The 17,818-nt window shown below is 29.4% G+C and carries 17 protein-coding genes, 1 pseudogene and 1 other annotated feature; of the genes and pseudogenes, 15 read left to right on the plus strand and 3 right to left on the minus strand.

Translation table 11 applies throughout. From position 1 onward, the window contains the following. From dnaA to FQB35_RS00060, 12 genes and pseudogenes are all read left to right on the plus strand, one after another. The gene (gene dnaA, locus FQB35_RS00005; protein ID WP_148807958.1) at window positions 1-1,344 is read left to right on the plus strand and encodes a chromosomal replication initiator protein DnaA; all 1,344 of its coding nucleotides are present in this window, start codon (window positions 1-3) and stop codon (window positions 1,342-1,344) included. 234 nt (window positions 1,345-1,578) lie between these two features. After that, a complete protein-coding gene (gene dnaN, locus FQB35_RS00010) occupies window positions 1,579-2,679 on the plus strand; it encodes a DNA polymerase III subunit beta (RefSeq protein ID WP_148807959.1) in 1,101 nt (366 codons plus the stop codon). Between the two features lie 121 nt (window positions 2,680-2,800). Next, complete coding sequence (locus FQB35_RS00015) at window positions 2,801-3,010, plus strand: RNA-binding S4 domain-containing protein (RefSeq protein WP_148807960.1); 210 nt, start codon at window positions 2,801-2,803, stop codon at window positions 3,008-3,010. Between the two features lie 44 nt (window positions 3,011-3,054). Then, window positions 3,055-4,176: a DNA replication/repair protein RecF gene (gene recF, locus FQB35_RS00020; protein ID WP_148807961.1), complete on the plus strand. Its 1,122-nt coding sequence runs from the start codon at window positions 3,055-3,057 to the stop codon at window positions 4,174-4,176. Window positions 4,177-4,242: 66 nt separating this feature from the next. Next, complete coding sequence (gene remB / locus FQB35_RS00025; protein ID WP_148807962.1) at window positions 4,243-4,560, plus strand: extracellular matrix regulator RemB; 318 nt, start codon at window positions 4,243-4,245, stop codon at window positions 4,558-4,560. Between the two features lie 241 nt (window positions 4,561-4,801). After that, window positions 4,802-6,715, plus strand: coding sequence for a DNA topoisomerase (ATP-hydrolyzing) subunit B (gyrB, locus tag FQB35_RS00030; RefSeq protein WP_148807963.1), 1,914 nt, complete (start codon window positions 4,802-4,804; stop codon window positions 6,713-6,715). Between the two features lie 15 nt (window positions 6,716-6,730). Then, a pseudogene (gene gyrA / locus FQB35_RS00035) lies at window positions 6,731-9,167 on the plus strand (DNA gyrase subunit A). Window positions 9,168-9,289: 122 nt separating this feature from the next. Continuing rightward, complete coding sequence (locus FQB35_RS00040) at window positions 9,290-9,610, plus strand: STAS domain-containing protein (protein WP_148807964.1); 321 nt, start codon at window positions 9,290-9,292, stop codon at window positions 9,608-9,610. Window positions 9,611-9,616: 6 nt separating this feature from the next. After that, window positions 9,617-10,069 carry an ATP-binding protein gene (locus FQB35_RS00045; RefSeq protein ID WP_148807965.1) on the plus strand — a complete coding sequence of 151 codons (453 nt, stop codon included), beginning with the start codon at window positions 9,617-9,619 and terminating at the stop codon, window positions 10,067-10,069. Next, a complete protein-coding gene (locus FQB35_RS00050; protein ID WP_148807966.1) occupies window positions 10,069-10,857 on the plus strand; it encodes a SigB/SigF/SigG family RNA polymerase sigma factor in 789 nt (262 codons plus the stop codon). The genes FQB35_RS00045 and FQB35_RS00050 overlap by 1 nt, the downstream gene beginning before the upstream one ends. 27 nt (window positions 10,858-10,884) lie before the next feature. Further along, a complete protein-coding gene (locus FQB35_RS00055) occupies window positions 10,885-11,298 on the plus strand; it encodes a bacteriohemerythrin (protein WP_148807967.1) in 414 nt (137 codons plus the stop codon). A gap of 495 nt (window positions 11,299-11,793) precedes the next feature. Further along, the gene (locus FQB35_RS00060; protein WP_148807968.1) at window positions 11,794-12,786 is read left to right on the plus strand and encodes a polyprenyl synthetase family protein; all 993 of its coding nucleotides are present in this window, start codon (window positions 11,794-11,796) and stop codon (window positions 12,784-12,786) included. Between the two features lie 44 nt (window positions 12,787-12,830). On the opposite strand, the gene FQB35_RS00065 is transcribed toward FQB35_RS00060, so the two are convergent. Next, entirely contained in the window at window positions 12,831-13,379 is a 549-nt protein-coding gene (locus FQB35_RS00065; protein ID WP_148807969.1) for an NADH peroxidase, read from the minus strand. Window positions 13,380-13,550: 171 nt separating this feature from the next. After that, complete coding sequence (gene cspD / locus FQB35_RS00070; protein ID WP_148807970.1) at window positions 13,551-13,751, minus strand: cold-shock protein CspD; 201 nt, start codon at window positions 13,749-13,751, stop codon at window positions 13,551-13,553. A gap of 168 nt (window positions 13,752-13,919) precedes the next feature. Further along, window positions 13,920-14,125, plus strand: a binding site (T-box leader). An 81-nt stretch (window positions 14,126-14,206) separates the two neighbouring features. Here cspD and trpS point away from each other — a divergent pair. Then, window positions 14,207-15,214, plus strand: coding sequence for a tryptophan--tRNA ligase (trpS, locus tag FQB35_RS00075; protein ID WP_148807971.1), 1,008 nt, complete (start codon window positions 14,207-14,209; stop codon window positions 15,212-15,214). Between the two features lie 227 nt (window positions 15,215-15,441). Here trpS and FQB35_RS00080 read toward each other — a convergent pair whose 3' ends face one another. Next, a complete protein-coding gene (locus tag FQB35_RS00080; RefSeq protein ID WP_148807972.1) occupies window positions 15,442-16,503 on the minus strand; it encodes a tetraprenyl-beta-curcumene synthase family protein in 1,062 nt (353 codons plus the stop codon). Window positions 16,504-16,616: 113 nt separating this feature from the next. Here FQB35_RS00080 and FQB35_RS00085 point away from each other — a divergent pair, with 113 nt between their 5' ends. Both FQB35_RS00085 and FQB35_RS00090 read left to right on the plus strand, forming a co-directional pair. Beyond that, window positions 16,617-17,192, plus strand: a complete 576-nt coding sequence (locus FQB35_RS00085; protein ID WP_148807973.1) for a uracil-DNA glycosylase — start codon at window positions 16,617-16,619, stop codon at window positions 17,190-17,192. Continuing rightward, entirely contained in the window at window positions 17,179-17,754 is a 576-nt protein-coding gene (locus FQB35_RS00090) for a uracil-DNA glycosylase (RefSeq protein ID WP_148807974.1), read from the plus strand. The genes FQB35_RS00085 and FQB35_RS00090 overlap by 14 nt, the downstream gene beginning before the upstream one ends. Window positions 17,755-17,818: the final 64 nt, after the last annotated feature.

Genomic DNA, 17,818 nt, shown 5'->3' on the forward strand with positions numbered 1-17,818 from the left:
ATGAATAACCAACTGTCTGAAATATGGCAGAAAGCATTGAATTTAATCAAAACTGAGCTCACAGAAGTCAGCTATAATACCTGGCTTAAACCAATAGAACCTTTGACGATTAATGGAAAAACCATTATTTTAGCTGTAGCAAATGATTTTTCAAAAGGCATATTAGAAGCAAGATATGCTACACTCATTATCAATGCCATAAAACAAATTACCTCTGAAGAATATACTTTAGCCTTTACTGTTCCTGGAAGTGAAGCATATTTAAAAGCTTCTCAACCAAAAAATAATCATCAAAATAATAGCAGAGATTCTTTTGATGCTTTAAATCTAAATCCTAAATATGTATTTGATACTTTTGTAATTGGAAACAGTAATCGATTTGCCCATGCTGCATCACTTGCAGTTGCTGAGGCTCCTGCTAAAGCTTATAATCCTCTATTTATATATGGAGGAGTTGGACTAGGAAAAACCCATTTGATGCATGCAATTGGCCATTTTATACTAGGACAAAATCCAAATGCTAAGGTTGTATATGTTTCTTCAGAAAAATTTACTAATGAGTTAATTAACTCAATTCGAGATGACAAAAATGTAGAATTTAGAAATAAATATAGAAATGTAGATGTACTATTAGTAGATGATATTCAATTTATAGCAGGTAAAGAGCGGACACAGGAGGAATTCTTCCATACCTTTAATGCACTTCATGAAGCAAATAAACAAATTATTATCTCTAGTGATAGACCTCCAAAAGAAATTCCTACATTAGAAGACCGATTACGATCTAGATTTGAATGGGGACTTATTACAGATATTCAACCACCGGATCTAGAAACAAGAATCGCTATTCTTCGAAAAAAAGCTGAAATTGAAGGTATTGATGTTCCTAATGAAGTTATGCATCATATTGCAAAAAAGATTCAATCGAATATTCGTGAATTAGAAGGTGCTTTAATAAGAATTGTAGCATATTCTTCTCTTACAAATAGAGAAGTATCTATAGAATTAGCAAACGAGGCTTTAAAAGATATTATTACTTCTACTCGGCCAAAGCAGATAACTGTACAGCTTATAAAAGAAGTTGTTGCAGAACATTTTGGAATTAAGCTAGAAGACTTTAATTCAAAAAGAAGAACACGTTCTATTGCTTATCCAAGACAAATTGCCATGTATCTATGTAGAGAATTGACAGACTTATCTCTTCCTAAAATTGGTGATGAATTTGGGGGAAGAGATCATACTACAGTTATCCACGCACATGAAAAAATTTCAAAAGACATTGATTCTAATCTAGATATAAAAGAAAAAATAGAAAATGTTATAAAAGATATTAAAGACAAATAACCCACATGAATCTGTGATTATTATCTTAATAGAATGTTGATAAAATATTATATGCTCTATTTCTTTTGAATATGTGGATAAATATGGTCTACATATTCACATTTTATACATTTTTGTAATAATGTATTTTTCATAGCTTACGACACTTATCAACAAATTCACATGCCCTATTACTATTACTACTAAAAATTTATATTATTTATATATGTTTGATAAAAAGGAGGTTATCCACAGATGAAAATCATTTGTAACCAACGCATTTTATCCTCAAGCATAAATACAGTTCAAAAAGCAGTATCATCAAAAACTACATTACCTATATTAAAAGGTATTTTATTAGAAACTTGTGGACAACAATTAAAATTAGTTGGTACAGATTTAGAAATTGGTATAGAAAATTATATAGATGCTGAAATTATATCTAAAGGTGCTATTGTTTTATCTGCTAGAATTTTAGGAGATATTATTCGAAAGCTACCAGATGAAGATGTTGAAATAGAAGTTGATATGAATAATAATGCTACAATTAGATGTGCCAATTCAGAGTTTACGTTAATTGGACAACCTGCTGTTGAATTTCCAGAACTACCAACAGTAGAAGAATCTGATGCTTATAAGCTCCCACAAGATCTTTTAAAGAATATGATTAAACAAACAATATTTGCTACAGCAGTGGATGAAACCCGTCCAATTCTAACAGGTGTTTTAATGGAGCTACAAGAAGAATCTATTAATATGGTTGCTTTAGATGGATATCGATTAGCTTTAAGACAAGCAAATATAAAAAATGCTCTTAATAATAAAGCTGTTATTCCAGCAAAAACATTAAATGAGATAAATAGGATTTTAGAAGAAGAAAATACAGATGTTGAAATTTTCTTTACAGATAAACATGTTTTATTTAATATGAATAAAACAAGAGTAATATCAAGACTATTAGAAGGAGAATTTATAAATTATGAACAAATTATTCCAAAAGAATATAAATCGAGAGTAAAGGTAAATACAAAAAGTTTGCTAGGTAGTATGGAGCGTGCTTCATTATTGGCAAAAGAAGGAAAAAATAATCTTGTAAAATTTTCTGTAAGAGATGAATTAATGACTATTACATCTAATGCAGAAATTGGAAAAGTATTTGAATCTGTTTCTATAGAATTAGAGGGAGAAGATGTGGATATTGGTTTTAATTCGAAGTATTTTCTAGATGCTTTAAAGATTATTGATAGTGATGAAGTTTATTTAGAATTTACGACTAGTGTAAGTCCATGTATCGTAAAACCAACAGACCATAGTAATTATACGTATCTTATACTACCAGTTAGACTTGTAGGTTAAGAAGAAGGAGTTCTCTGAAAGTTTCAAGAGGACTCCTTTTCAAAATACTAAGAGCGTTTATCTATAAATATTTGATTTTAGAAGAAAATATTTATATAGTTTATTAGAAGGAGTGATTTATATGACAGAATTAAAAATAGAAGGGGACTATATACAATTAGACAAAGCATTAAAATTTGCAAATTTAGTTCAAACAGGTGGACATGCTAAGATGCTTATACAAGAAGGCTTGGTAAAAGTAAATGGTGTTATTGAATATAGGAGAGGAAAAAAATTAAGGCCTGGAGATATTATACAAGTAGAAGGAGAGCAAATTCTTATTAAAAATTAAAATTCATAAATACAAGTGAAGTTAAAGCACAAGGGGTGCATAAGGTGTATTTAGAAAGCTTAAAATTAATAAACTTTAGGAATTATAACCAACTGCAGTTAAAATTTCATCCTAAGTTAAATGTATTTGTTGGAAATAATGCACAGGGAAAGACAAATATCTTAGAGGCGATTTATCTAACAAGTACAGGTAAGTCTTTTCGAACGAATAAAGATAGAGAGTTAATTAAATTTGATAAAGAGCAGGCATATATAAAGGTGGAAGGAAAAAAGAGATATACAGATACAGTTGTAGAGTTAAAGTTAGAAGAAAATAAGAAAAAACAAATTAAGGTAAATGGTGTAACATTAAGTAAAAATACAGATATTCTTAATAATGTTTATGTGGTGGTTTTTTCACCAGAAGATTTAAAGTTAATTAAAGAAGGACCTAGTGAGAGAAGAAAATTTATGGATGATGAAATATCTCAAATGAAACCTAGTTATTTTCACTATTTGACTCAGTATAATAGAGTACTTTTACAGAGAAATAATCTTTTAAAGAAAATACATCATCATAAAAAATATATGGATACCCTTGATATATGGAATGAGAAAATAATAGAAATAGGAACAAGGATTATTATAGAGAGAGCTAAATTTGTTACAAGAATAGCTCCTTTAAGCCGATTGATTCATAGAAAAATAACGGAGAATAAAGAGAATCTTGAAGTAAAGTATATTAGTAATATTCAATTAAATAATACTTTTGAAGAAACATTAGAAAGTTTTAGAAGCAGATTAAAAGAATCTTTAGAAGTTGATCTACAAAGAGGAACTACAACTGTAGGACCCCATAGAGATGATTTAGGTGTTTTTGTAAATGGAATTGATATAAGAAGTTTTGGATCACAAGGACAGCAAAGAACTTGTGCACTATCTTTAAAACTTGCTGAGATTGAACTTATAAAAGGAGAAACTTCAGAATATCCGATTCTTTTATTAGATGATGTTATGTCTGAATTAGATATAAATAGGCAAAAATTCTTAATAAAAGCATTAAGAGATGTGCAAATATTTATTACAACAACAGAAAGAGAACATTTAAATGACTTAAATGTAGATAAAGAATATGTATTTTATGTTAAAAATGCAATTGTTAGAAAGGAGAAAATAGAATCAGTATAAATTTCTTTTACATCCATTGATAAAAGGTTATAATATAATGTGGAGTAATTTTAGGGAGGTTTTTTCATGTTTCTTCATCTGGGAAAAGATGTTGTAGTCCCTATTGAAAATATTGTGGCAATTATAGATAGTGCTTCAATTGAAAAATCTAAAGATAGTAAAGAATTTTTTCGTATTGCTGAAGAAGAAGGTTTTGTAGAAAAAATATCGGATGAAAAAATAAAATCCTGTATTATCGCTGAATTTGTAGAAAAAAATGGAAAACCTACAAAAAAAGTTGTTAAAACGGTTATTTATTATTCACCTATATCGTCCGTTACCCTTCAAAAAAGAGCGAATCTAATAGATGATATGTATAGCTTAGAAGAAGTTTATATAAAATAGACAAAGATAGAGCGTAATGAGCAACGGAAAATTTAGGATATGAAAGGATCCGTAGCTTTTTTATTCTTTAGGGAATTATAAATTTCTTAGAATGTGGATAACTAGGGGATCAAATAGTTTATAGGGAATTTGAGCAACGGAAATTTCAAAGAGGATTCTTTGAAATTTCGTTGGCGAAATGAGCATATGCGATAGCATAATGCGAATTTTTTATGTGAAAACATAAGTAGGAGGTAGGAAAATGGGAGAAAAAATAAACCAAGAATATGGAGCGGAGCAGATACAAGTATTAGAAGGTTTAGAGCCAGTTCGAAAAAGACCAGGTATGTATATAGGTTCTACAGGACTAAAAGGACTTCATCACCTTGTATATGAAATTGTAGATAATAGTATTGATGAAGCTTTAGCAGGATATTGTAAAAATATAGATGTAATTATTGGGAAAGATAATTCTATTACTGTAAGGGATGATGGAAGAGGGATGCCTGTAGATATTCATCCTAAGATGGGAAAGCCTGCTGTAGAAGTTATTCATACAGTACTGCATGCAGGAGGAAAATTTGGCGGTGGAGGATACAAAGTCTCAGGGGGACTTCATGGAGTTGGAGCATCTGTTGTAAATGCATTATCAGAATGGATGGAAGTACAGGTAAAGAGGGATGGAAAAATTTATCATCAAAGATATGAAAGAGGAAAAACTATTACGGAGCTTAAAGTAATAGGTGAATCAAATGAAACAGGTTCTCAAACAAGATTTTTACCTGATAAAGAAATATTTGAAGAAACTACATTTAAATTTGATACACTAGAGCATAGATTAAGAGAGATTGCTTTTTTAAATAAAGGAATACGAATTATACTTATTGATGAAAGAGAAGAAACTCCTCGTAAGTTAGTTTTTCATTATGAGGGTGGGATTAAAGAATTTGTAAAATACTTAAATAAAAATAAAGATGTGATCCACAAAAGTATTATTTATTTTGAAGGAAAAAAAGAAAACTCAGAAGTTGAAGTTGCAATGCAGTATACAGATAAATACACAGAAAACATTTTTGCTTTTGCTAATAATATTAATACCCATGAAGGGGGAACACATCTTATTGGATTTAAATCTGCATTGACGCGTGTGGTGAATGATTATGCAAGAAAAAACAATATATTAAAAGAAAAGGATGAAAATCTTACAGGGGAAGATATTAGAGAGGGTTTAACATGTGTTATTTCTGTTAAATTAACTGAACCTCAATTTGAAGGACAGACAAAGACAAAGCTTGGAAACAGTGAAATGAGGGGAATTGTAGAAGCCATTACAAGTGATGCATTACAAGCTTTTTTTGAACAAAACCCTAGTGAAACAAAAACAATAATTGAGAAATCTATAAAAGCAGCCAGAGCAAGAGAAGCTGCAAGAAAGGCTAGAGAGTTAACTCGTAGAAAAGGTGCTTTAGACAGTTTATCACTTCCTGGAAAGCTTGCAGATTGTTCAGAAAAAGATCCTACTTTAAGTGAAATATTTATTGTAGAGGGTGATTCTGCTGGTGGCTCTGCAAAGCAAGGGAGAGATAGAAGAACACAGGCAATATTGCCTCTTAGAGGGAAAATATTAAATGTTGAGAAAGCAAGACTAGATAAAATATTAAATTCTAGTGAAATAAGGGCTATGATTACGGCTTTTGGATGTGGTATTGGAGATGAATTTGATATTAAAAAATTAAGATACCATAAAATTGTCATAATGACAGATGCGGACGTTGATGGAGCACATATTAGTACATTGTTATTGACATTCTTTTATAGATATATGAAACCACTTATAGATAATGGTCATGTATACATTGCACGACCACCGCTTTATAAAGTAAAGAAAGGTAAAGCGGAACATTATGTTTATTCGGATAAAGAATTAGAAAAACTATTAGATGAAATAGGTAGAAATGGAATAAATATACAAAGATATAAAGGTTTAGGTGAAATGAATCCTGAACAATTGTGGGAGACCACAATGGATAGTGAAAAAAGAACACTTATACAAGTTACAGTAGATGATGCTGCGGCAGCAGATGAAATTTTTACTACACTTATGGGAGATAAAGTAAAGCCCCGTAGAGAATTTATAGAACAAAATGCAAAATATGTAAGTAACTTAGATGTGTAGTAAGGGGGAGAATCAATGGTAGAAGATAAAAGTAGAATAATTCAAGTTGATATAGAAGAGAAGATGAAAACATCCTATATTGATTATGCAATGAGTGTAATCGTAGGACGTGCATTACCAGATGTAAGGGATGGATTAAAGCCAGTTCATAGAAGAATTCTTTATGCAATGAATGAATTAGGCTTAACGCCAGAAAAACCTCACAGAAAGTCAGCTCGTATCGTTGGGGACGTTCTAGGTAAATATCATCCGCATGGAGATAGTTCTGTTTATGATGCAATGGTAAGAATGGCACAGGATTTTTCAACTAGATATTTATTAGTCAATGGCCATGGGAATTTTGGTTCCATTGATGGAGATGGTGCTGCTGCCATGCGTTATACAGAAGCTAAGCTTACAAAATTATCTGTAGAGCTTTTAAGGGATATAGGAAAAGAAACAGTTGATTTTTCACCAAACTTTGATGAAACATTAAAGGAGCCAGTTGTTCTTCCAAGTAGATTTCCAAATTTATTAGTAAATGGTTCTAATGGTATAGCAGTTGGAATGGCTACATCTATCCCACCTCATAATTTAGGGGAAGTTATTGATGCAACTGTTAAATTGATCGATGATCAGGATACAACAGTAGAAGATTTAATAAAAATTGTGAAGGGGCCAGATTTTCCTACTGGTGCAACTATAATGGGAAAAGAATCAATAAAAGAAGCATATAGAACAGGGCAAGGAAGAGTCGTTGTTAGAGCAAAAGCAGAAATAGAGCAAACTGCAAAGGGAAAAAATCAAATTATTGTAAGTGAAATTCCATATCAGGTAAATAAAGCAAGATTAATTGAAAAAATAGCTGATTTAGTAAGAGATAAAAAGATTGAAGGAATCTCTGATTTGAGAGATGAAAGTGATAGAAATGGTATGCGCATTGTTATAGAGTTAAAAAGAGATGCTAATCCAAATGTAGTATTAAATAAGCTTTTATAAGCATACACAACTTCAAGATACATTTAGTATTATTATGATTGCGCTTGTGAATGGTCAGCCAAAAATTTTAAACCTTTATGATTTAATATATTATTATTTAGAACACCAAAAAGATGTAGTAACAAGAAGAACAAAATATGATTTAGCAAAAGCTGAGGATAGAGCTCATATATTAGAAGGATTAAAGATTGCTCTAGATAATATTGATGCGGTTATTAAGTTGATAAGAAGCTCTAAAAGTGTATCTCAAGCAAAAGAAGGATTGATGAATACATTTAATTTATCAGAAAAACAAGCACAAGCAATTCTTGATATGAGACTTCAAAAGCTTACAGGATTAGAAAGAGAAAAAATTGAAGCAGAATATGAAGAATTAATAAAATTAATTAATCATTATAAAGAAATTCTTGCAAATGAGAGATTGCTTTTAAATATCATTAAAGAAGAAATTCTTGAAATAAAAGAATTATATAATGACAAAAGAAGAACAGATATTAAGGCTGCTGCAGATGAAATAGACATAGAAGATTTAATAGATGAAGAAGAAGTAGCAATTACTTTAACCCACTTAGGATATATTAAAAGACTTCCTGCAGATACGTATAAAAGTCAAAAAAGAGGTGGGAAAGGTGTAGCAGGACTTACTACAAGGGAAGAAGATTTTGTTGAACATTTATTTATTACTTCAACCCATAATTACCTATTATTCTTTACAAATAGAGGAAGAGTTTATAGATTAAAAGCTTATGAAATACCAGAAGCAAAAAGGCAAGCAAAAGGAACAGCTATTGTAAACTTATTGCAATTACTTCCAAATGAGAAAATAACAGCTGTTATTCCTGTTAAGACATTTGAACCAAGCAAATTCTTATTAGCAGTTACGCAAAAAGGAATTATTAAAAAGACTGATTTATCACAATTTGATACTTCAAGAAAAACAGGTTTAATTGCTATTAACTTAAGAGAAGATGATGAATTAATCAGTGTAAAATTAACAGATGGAAATCAAGAAGTCATTATGGTTACAAGACAAGGAAAAGCTATTCGCTTCCATGAAAATGACGTAAGAGATATGGGTAGAGCTGCAATGGGTGTAAAAGCTATGAATTTAGATGATAACGATATAGTTGTAGCAATGGAATTAGTAGAAGAAGATAGTGATTTATTGGTTGTGAGTGAATATGGATTTGGGAAAAGAACTTCTCTAGAACAATATAATACACAGGCTAGAGGAGGTAAAGGATTAATTACTTATAATGCAAAAGAAAAAACAGGAAAATTAGTAGGGGCTAAAGTTGTAAAAGATGATGATGAGATTATGATCATTAATAAAGGTGGCGTAATTATAAGACTAGAAGTAAAAGAAATTCCTACAATGGGTAGAAATACACAAGGTGTAACATTGATGAGGGTAGATCAAGAAACAAATATTGTTTCTATTGCAAAAGTAATTCAAGAAGCAGATGAAGAATAAAATATTGTTTTTATACGCAAAGGTAGTATTACTTTTGCGTATTTTTTCTACAAGATATGTTTAATGAAAAAAATACTGGGTAACATTAAACTAGAAATAATGAAACGGAAAGGGGTTTTTTTGTGTCACTTAGGATTAATACAAATTACATGGAAGAAGAAAATATTTGGTTGATGGATATAATAGGAGAAGTAGATATTTATACAGCAAATGAATTAAAGGAAACATTAAGGAAAATGTTAGATGAACATGTTGATAATATAAAGATAAACTGTTCAGAATTAACTTATATTGATAGCACAGGTTTGGGGGTTTTAATAGGAGCACTAAAAAGATTAAAAAAGGAAAATAAAAACATAATAATTGTAAATCCAAAACAAAATATTTCTAAATTACTTAAAATAACTGGTTTAAATAAAATTTTTATATTAGAAGGAGAATAAAGATTTATGTATAATAATAAAATCATAGAGAAGGTGGAAAAGGAAATGACTGATCATTTTTCAATATCCGTGCCAAGTAAACCTGAATATGTTCATGTTGTTCGTTTAACAGCATCTGCAATAGCAAGTAGAATGGGATTTGATATAGAACAAATTGAAGATATAAAGGTAGCAATAGCAGAAGCTTGTACGAATGCAATTGAACATGGTCTTTGTTATAACAAACAAAACTTTGATATAAACTTTTTTGTAGATGATGAAAAAATGACAATTGAAGTATTTGATAGGGGACATGGGTTTGAGAGTAGCCAGTTGAAAGAGCCAGACTTAACTAGTCCAAAAGAAGGAGGTTTAGGGATATTTATCATTAAATCTTTAATGGATGAAGTAGAAATCCTATCAGATATAGGAAAAGGTACAATGATAAAGATGATAAAATATCTAGGGGATGATTTTTGATGAAGCATACAAAAGATATTGTAATAAATGGAAATGCTAATTCCCTGAGTGATTTAAATGAAAAAGATTTATTTAAGTTATATGCTGAAAAAAAAGATCAAGATATAAGAAATGAGCTAGTTAATCGATATTTATATATAGCTGAAATTTTATCGAAAAAATATGTGAATAAAGGGATTGAATATGAAGATATTTATCAAATTGCATCCCTTGGCCTTATTTTTGCTATTGAGCGTTTTGATATAACAAAAGGGTTTGAGTTTTCTAGTTTTGCTACACCTACAATTATTGGTGAAATAAAGAAATATTTTAGGGATAAAGGATGGGCTATAAGAGTTCCTAGGAGAATACAGGAATTATCTAAAAAAGTAAATAATGCAAAAAATATATTAACCCAACAACTTCAAAGAACCCCTAAGGTTTCAGATATTGCAGAGTATTTAGATTGTACGGAAGAACAAGTGCTAGAAGCTATGGAAGCTAGTCAAGTTTACACGCCTAAGTCTTTAGATATGCATTATGATACAGATGGAGATGACAAAGATATGCAGCTTAAAGACTTAATTGGAGAAAATGATGAATACTTTAATATTTTAGAGAATAAAGACTTTCTAAAAAAGAGTATAGAAAAATTAAATGAAGTAGAATTGAAAATAGTAAAATATAGATTTTTTAAAAATAAGACTCAATCACAAGTTGCAAAATTACTAAATGTATCTCAAATGACTGTATCAAGGATGGAGAAAAAAATTATTAATAAATTTAGAAAGGAATTAAACAAAATATAGGAGACAACGTTTAAAGGGGGACAAAAGATGTTTGAATGGAAGGAAGAATATTGCTTTAATATTGCTGAGATTGATAAACAACATAAGCATTTATTAGAAATAGGGAAAAAATTATATGATATTTTAACATTAAAAGATGAAATAGATCATTATGATGAAATTGTGGAAATACTAGTAGAATTAAGGGAATATACAATTTATCATTTTACATATGAAGAAAAATTACTAAAGCAGCATGGATATGAAGGATTGCAATTACATAAGAGACAACATAAATCGTTTATAAATAAAATTATTCAATTTGAAAATCAAGATATTGATGAAAAACAAATGGAAATGAAACTGAAAATGATGGAGTTTCTTGCGGATTGGATTGAACAGCATATCTTAAAAAGTGATCATCAGTATAAAGATTTTCTTCAGGAAAAAGGTGTTTATTAAAAGCCAATTGCTTTTAAGCAATTGGCTTGAGTTTTTTGACAAAGTTATATTTGTCTATAAATTGAAAAATAACGCTCATAAACAAATTTTTAGAGAAAACTAAGATTCATAATTTCGAAAAATCCTAACGCATCTAATCAAGACATCCTATCTTGTAGGATGCTGGCTTAGCATCCATGCTAAGCCTACGGATTTTTCAAAAATTCTTCATCAAGTTTTTTTGCTAAAACTTTGCAATTATTCGCTTTTATTTTTCATTTATAAATTCTATTTTCTTTATAGTCTGAGCCAATTCCTTTTAAGCAATTGGCTTTTAAAGTGAGTATATCTATGGATAACTAACTTTAATAAAAAAATATAAAGATACGTTTATTCTTACGTGTCTTTATATTTTTTTAATGTTTAGGTTATATATATATATGAAATTTCTGTTTAAATTAAAGTAAGTTTGTAAATAATTTATAGATATACTATAAAAGAAAGCAGGTTGTTAATTTGAGTAAAGTAATAGTTAAAGAAAAAACTCAAAGAGAGATGTTTCACGTGAAAAACATCAATGGACTTAAAGAAGTTGAAGAAAAACTTTTAAAGGAAATATTAGATGTTAATGGAGATATATATAAAATATGTTTAAGACTTATAAAATCTGGAGGGAAAAGAATAAGGCCTATATTAGTTTTATGTTCTTCACAATGCTTTGGAGAATTAACTAAAGAAGCAATTCAAACGGCAGCAGCATATGAATTTATTCATATGGCTTCTCTTGTTCATGATGATATTATTGATGAGTCCTTTGTAAGGAGAAATAAACCTACAGTAAATGCATTAGAGGGAAATCAAGTATCTGTGTTGGTAGGAGATTATTTATTTGCAAAGGCTTTTGAAATACTCTCTACAAATAGATCAATAAAAAGTATGTCTATTGCAGTAAAAGCTATTCAGCAGATGTGTGATGGTGAAATTGTTCAGGCAGATAATAAATTTAATTTAAATCAAACTATAGAGAATTATTACGAAAGAATTTATAAAAAAACAGGAATATTGATTGCTTCTTGTTGTCAAGCAGGAGCAATAATAGGGGGAGCAGATAAAGTTCAAGTAGAAGCTTTAAAAGCTTATGGTAAAAATTTAGGGTATGCTTTTCAAATTATAGATGATTTATTAGATTTTACAGGAAATGAAGAATCTTTAGGAAAGCCTGTAGGATGTGATTTGAGGGAAGGAAATATTACATTGCCTATATTAAAGCTTATAAATCAGAGTATATATAAGGATCGGTTAAAAAAAATGTTTAAAAAAGGAATAACAGTAGAAAGCTACTATGAAATTTTATACCTTCTTAAAGAAAATAATGCACTAGAAGAAGCTTATGATGAAGCAGTTTATTGTATAAAAAAAGCAAAAGATGCATTAGAAATAATAGAAGATTCTATGTATAAAAGGATGTTGCTAGATATTGCAGACAAAGTTTTAGTTAGGAAAAATTAACCAATAAAAGATCCTAAAGATAGGATCTTTTATTGAAATATCTTTTACTTATCAAAATAACGTTTTAATAGGCCTTCAAAAACTTGACCATGTCTTGCTTCATCCTTACACATTTCATGAACAGTATCATGAATTGCATCTAGATTTAATTTTTTTGCTTTTGTAGCCAAATCTTTCTTGCCAGCACAAGCACCATGCTCAGCAGCTACTCTCATTTGCAAGTTTTTCTTTGTGCTATTTGTAACTACTTCACCTAATAACTCAGCAAATTTTGCAGCATGTTCTGCTTCTTCCCAAGCAATTCTTTTATATGCTTCAGCGATTTCAGGATATCCTTCACGGTCAGCTTGACGACTCATAGCAAGATACATACCTATTTCAGTACATTCTCCTGTAAAGTTCATTCGAAGCCCTTCTAATATCTCAGGATCTACACCTTTTGCTACGCCTACAAAATGCTCATCTGCCCATGCTAATTTTTCTGTAGATTGAACAGAAAATTGTTCTTTAGGAGCCCTACATTGAGGACAGAAATCAGGTGCTTCTGTTCCTTCATGTACATAGCCACATACTTTACATATAAATTTTTTCATAATAATACCTCCTAAAAATATACATTCATTTTTTATTGTTTTTTTACACATTTTATATTTACCCATAGAATTTTTATTAAAACAAATTTTTACAAAAAATAAAAAACACCCTAAAATTTTAGGGTGTTTAGATACATAGTAGTCTATATATAAAATATTTATTATATTCTATTATAGTTTAACTACATTAGCAGCTTGAGGACCTCTGTTACCTTCTACTACTTCAAATTCAACTTCTTGCCCTTCTTCTAAGCTTTTAAATCCTTCTCCTGTAATAGCAGAGAAATGTACAAAAACATCATCTTCTCCCTCTACAGAAATGAACCCAAATCCTTTTTCACTGTTAAACCATTTTACAATACCTGTTTTCATTAAAAAATTCCTCCAAAAATATTATTTGTAATTTATTTTACTATTTAATAGTATCACCCATATTTGTTCTTGTCAAACTAAAAATATTATTTTTTATAAAAATAATTGAATACAATAGCAAAAACGGATATAATTAAAAAAACAAATTATTGATGAAAATTTAATAAGATTAAAGTGATGATAAAGAGTAGTAAATATAAATAAGGTTTCAGCGATTTGGGGATGGTGTAAGCCCAAAACCAATATTTATATTGAATGGACTTTAGAGCTTAAATCTGAAATTGTAGTAGGATTTAACGGAGATCCGCCGTTATAGGATTAAGTGGACATTTGTCAACTAGAGTGGTACCGCGGGATACAATCTCGTCTCTATATAGAGGCGAGATTTTTATATTGATTTGGAATATAATTTTTACAATTGAAAAAATTAAATAAAGGAATAGGAGGAATAATCAATGGATGATAAAAAAGTTATATTAAGTGGCGCACAGCCTTCAGGAAAATTAACACTTGGAAATTATCTAGGAGCATTAAAAAACTGGGTAGCTTTGCAAGATGAATATAATTGTTATTATTGTATTGTAGATTTACACGCAATTACTGTACCACAAGAACCAAAAGATTTAAGAAGAAATTCATTAGAGGCATTGGCTCAATATTTAGCATGTGGATTAGACCCACAAAAAAGTACTATATTTATTCAATCTCATGTAACGGCTCATGCTGAGTTATCTTGGGTGTTAAATTCTATTACTTATATGGGTGAGTTAAATAGAATGACTCAATTTAAAGATAAGTCAAAAAAAAGTGAAGCAAATTTAAATGCAGCACTATTTACTTATCCTGTACTTATGGCAGCAGATATTTTATTATATCAAGCAGATCTTGTTCCTGTAGGAGAGGATCAAAAGCAGCATTTAGAATTAGCTAGAAATTTAGCCCAAAGATTTAATAATAGATATAGTGAAACTTTTAAAGTTCCAGATCCTTATATACCGAAGGTAGGTGCTAGAATTATGAGTCTTCAAGAACCTACAAAGAAAATGTCTAAATCAGATGAAAATGAGAATGCTTATATATCAATAGTTGAAAATCCAGATGCTATTATAAGAAAGATAAAAAGAGCTGTAACTGATTCTTTAGGAAGAATAAAGTATTGTGATGAACAACCTGGTATTAAAAACTTAATGATGATTTATTCAAAACTTTCAGGGAAGAGTATAGAAGAAATCGAAGCTATGTATGAAGGAAAAGGGTATGGAGAATTTAAAAATGATGTGGCTGAAGTTATCGTAGAAGGATTAAGACCTATAAGAGAAAAGTATGAAGACTTGTTAAAAAATAAAGACTATTTAGAAACAGTTTATGCACAAGGAGCAGATAAAGCGGAAAGAGTGGCAAGAAAAACTTTGAGAAAGGTTTATAAGAAGGTAGGGTTTATTCCAAGAAAATTTTTAAAATAAGTTTGTTAATAAAATCAATGAATAAAAAAATGCTTATAAATAAAGCTTTAGAGAAAACTAAGATTCATAATTTCGAAAAATCCTAACGTACCTAATCAAGACGTCCTGTCTTGTAGGCTGCTGGCTTAGCGTCCATGCTAAGCCTACGGATTTTTATGAAATTATTCACCAAGTTTTCTTTACTAAAGCTTTGCAACTATTCGCTTTTATTTTTCATTCATAATAATTCATTTTATTATTTTTTTTATTCTTAATAATTTACAGCAATTATATAAAATATTTGTAGTATAGAAAGCTTCTTTTAGTATCTTTTTAGAAGTAATTTTTTTGTCTTGTAAAGTTATTTTTGTATCAGAAAGATACATAGCAAGTAAACCTTCTATGACAGTTCTATGAAATAATGGATTTTTTAAATTTAAAGTTTTATATAATGATTGCTTTAAAAAGTAAATAAGTCTCTTTTCTTTTTCAGAAGGGTCTTTATAATAAGATAAAAAGTTTAAATCTCCTGTATACAAATCTTCTTGTTCATCAATAAAATAATCTAATAAAATATGCAACCCACAGACCCATGGAAAGTAAGCATCCATTATTTTTTGTACTTCTTTTTCTTCTAAGTCTTTACTTTGAGCAATTGTACAAAGAAGAAAGATTCCTAGTGTTGATCCAGCAGCTGCAGAAAATTCCCATATAGATAAATCTTTATGAATTTGAATATATTTATTAGACCAATTATTCATAGCTTCTTCTCTTTTGTTTTTATTTATATGCTTATAACTTTGCATTTCTCCATATAATTTTCCTAAATATAAGACCTTTTCTTGAACTAAATGATAACTTGGTAACGTACGGATATATGATTTACATGTACTAACGAGATGATAAAGATAACCTCCATCATTATTATGAGGATAAGTATTATAATAATTAAAAAAACGATTATCTGGACGTAATGCATCTGTAATAGCTTGATGAAGTTGCAAAAATGATTTTTCATCTTCTATCCCAGCTCGATCACATAGATTATCTAGATAGTCACTAATTGTTTGTAATGCCACAATAAATTTAATTAGTTTTAAGTTTATTTGATTATAGTATAAGCTATAAATACAACCTCCTTGAGCATGAAAAGACTTTTTTTGTATACTAGAGATAGCTTGATATGATAATATTTTATCAGGGATTTTACTAGCATAGGTTTGCCAGTAGGATAATTCTTTTTTTACCTGTGGAAATACACTTTTTACGAATTGATAAATAAGTTTAGATTGTATAAAGGGTTTTATCATAGGATTTCCTCCAAAATATTTATACATAATAGTATTTTAGGCAAATAGGAAGGAATTTATGTGATTTTGGATAATAATACAAATATCTAAAAGTATTGTTAGGGGCGAGTTTTATGTATACCTTAGAAGAATTAAAATGTTTTGTTTATGGTTGTAGGAAATGTAGCCTCCATGAGGGAAGGACAAAAGTAGTTTTTGGACAAGGTAATCCTCATGCAGATATAATGTTTATAGGAGAAGGGCCAGGATATTATGAGGATAGAGAAGGACTAGCTTTTATAGGTCCAGCAGGTCAGCTTCTAACTAAAGCTATTGAAGGAATAGAACTTACGAGAGAAGAAGTATATATTGCCAATATTGTAAAATGTAGACCTCCTAATAATAGAAATCCTTTTAAGGAAGAAATGGAGGCTTGTATTCCATATTTAAGATGGCAGGTAAAAATAATAAAACCAAAGATTATTGTAGCTTTAGGAGCAATTTCTTCAACCAATATTATTGATGAAAACTTGAAGATTACAAAGGAAAGAGGAAAGTGGCACTGTAAAAAAGGAATATGGATTATGCCTACGTATCATCCTTCAGCAGTACTTAGAGATGTGTTTAAAAAAAGACCTTTTTGGGAAGATTTTAAAAAAGTGAAAGAAAAATATAAAGAGTTAAGGGAAGATAAAAATGAAAACAGATAAACTAGAAAAACTAAAAAAAGAGTGCATAAAGATTAGTAAAGAACCTATTGTATTTGGAGAAGGAAATCCAGATGCAAGCATTGTTTTAGTAGGAGAAGCTCCTGGAGCAAAGGAGATCGAATTAAAAAGACCATTTGTTGGTCAAGCTGGCAAAAACTTGGAAGAATTTTTAGAAGTGCTAGAGCTTAAAAGAGAAGATATTTATATTACAAATGTTGTAAAGATAAGACCTTATAAAATAAACGAAAAAACAGGGAGAAAATCAAATAGAGCACCAAATCAAGAAGAAATAAAAAAGTATGAAAAATATCTTTTTGAAGAGATAAATATTATTAAGCCAAAAGTGATTGTAACCCTTGGAAATGTTCCTTTAAAAAGTATCTTAAAAGATAAAAAAGCAACTATTGGAAGTAAACATGGTACAGTTATAGAAATGGATAAGTTTTTTGTGTTTCCTCTTTATCATCCGGCTTCAATTATATATAGACGAGAATTAAAAAATATATATCTTGAGGATTTATATAAGCTTAAAAATTTTAAAGAAAGAATAGAAGAAGACTAGGTATGGTTTTTATTCATACCTAGTTTTTTATAAAGATAAACAACAATTTTGTTTATCTTTATTT

This window comes from Crassaminicella thermophila (assembly GCF_008152325.1).
Taxonomy (GTDB): Bacteria; Bacillota; Clostridia; order Peptostreptococcales; family Thermotaleaceae; genus Crassaminicella_A; species Crassaminicella_A thermophila.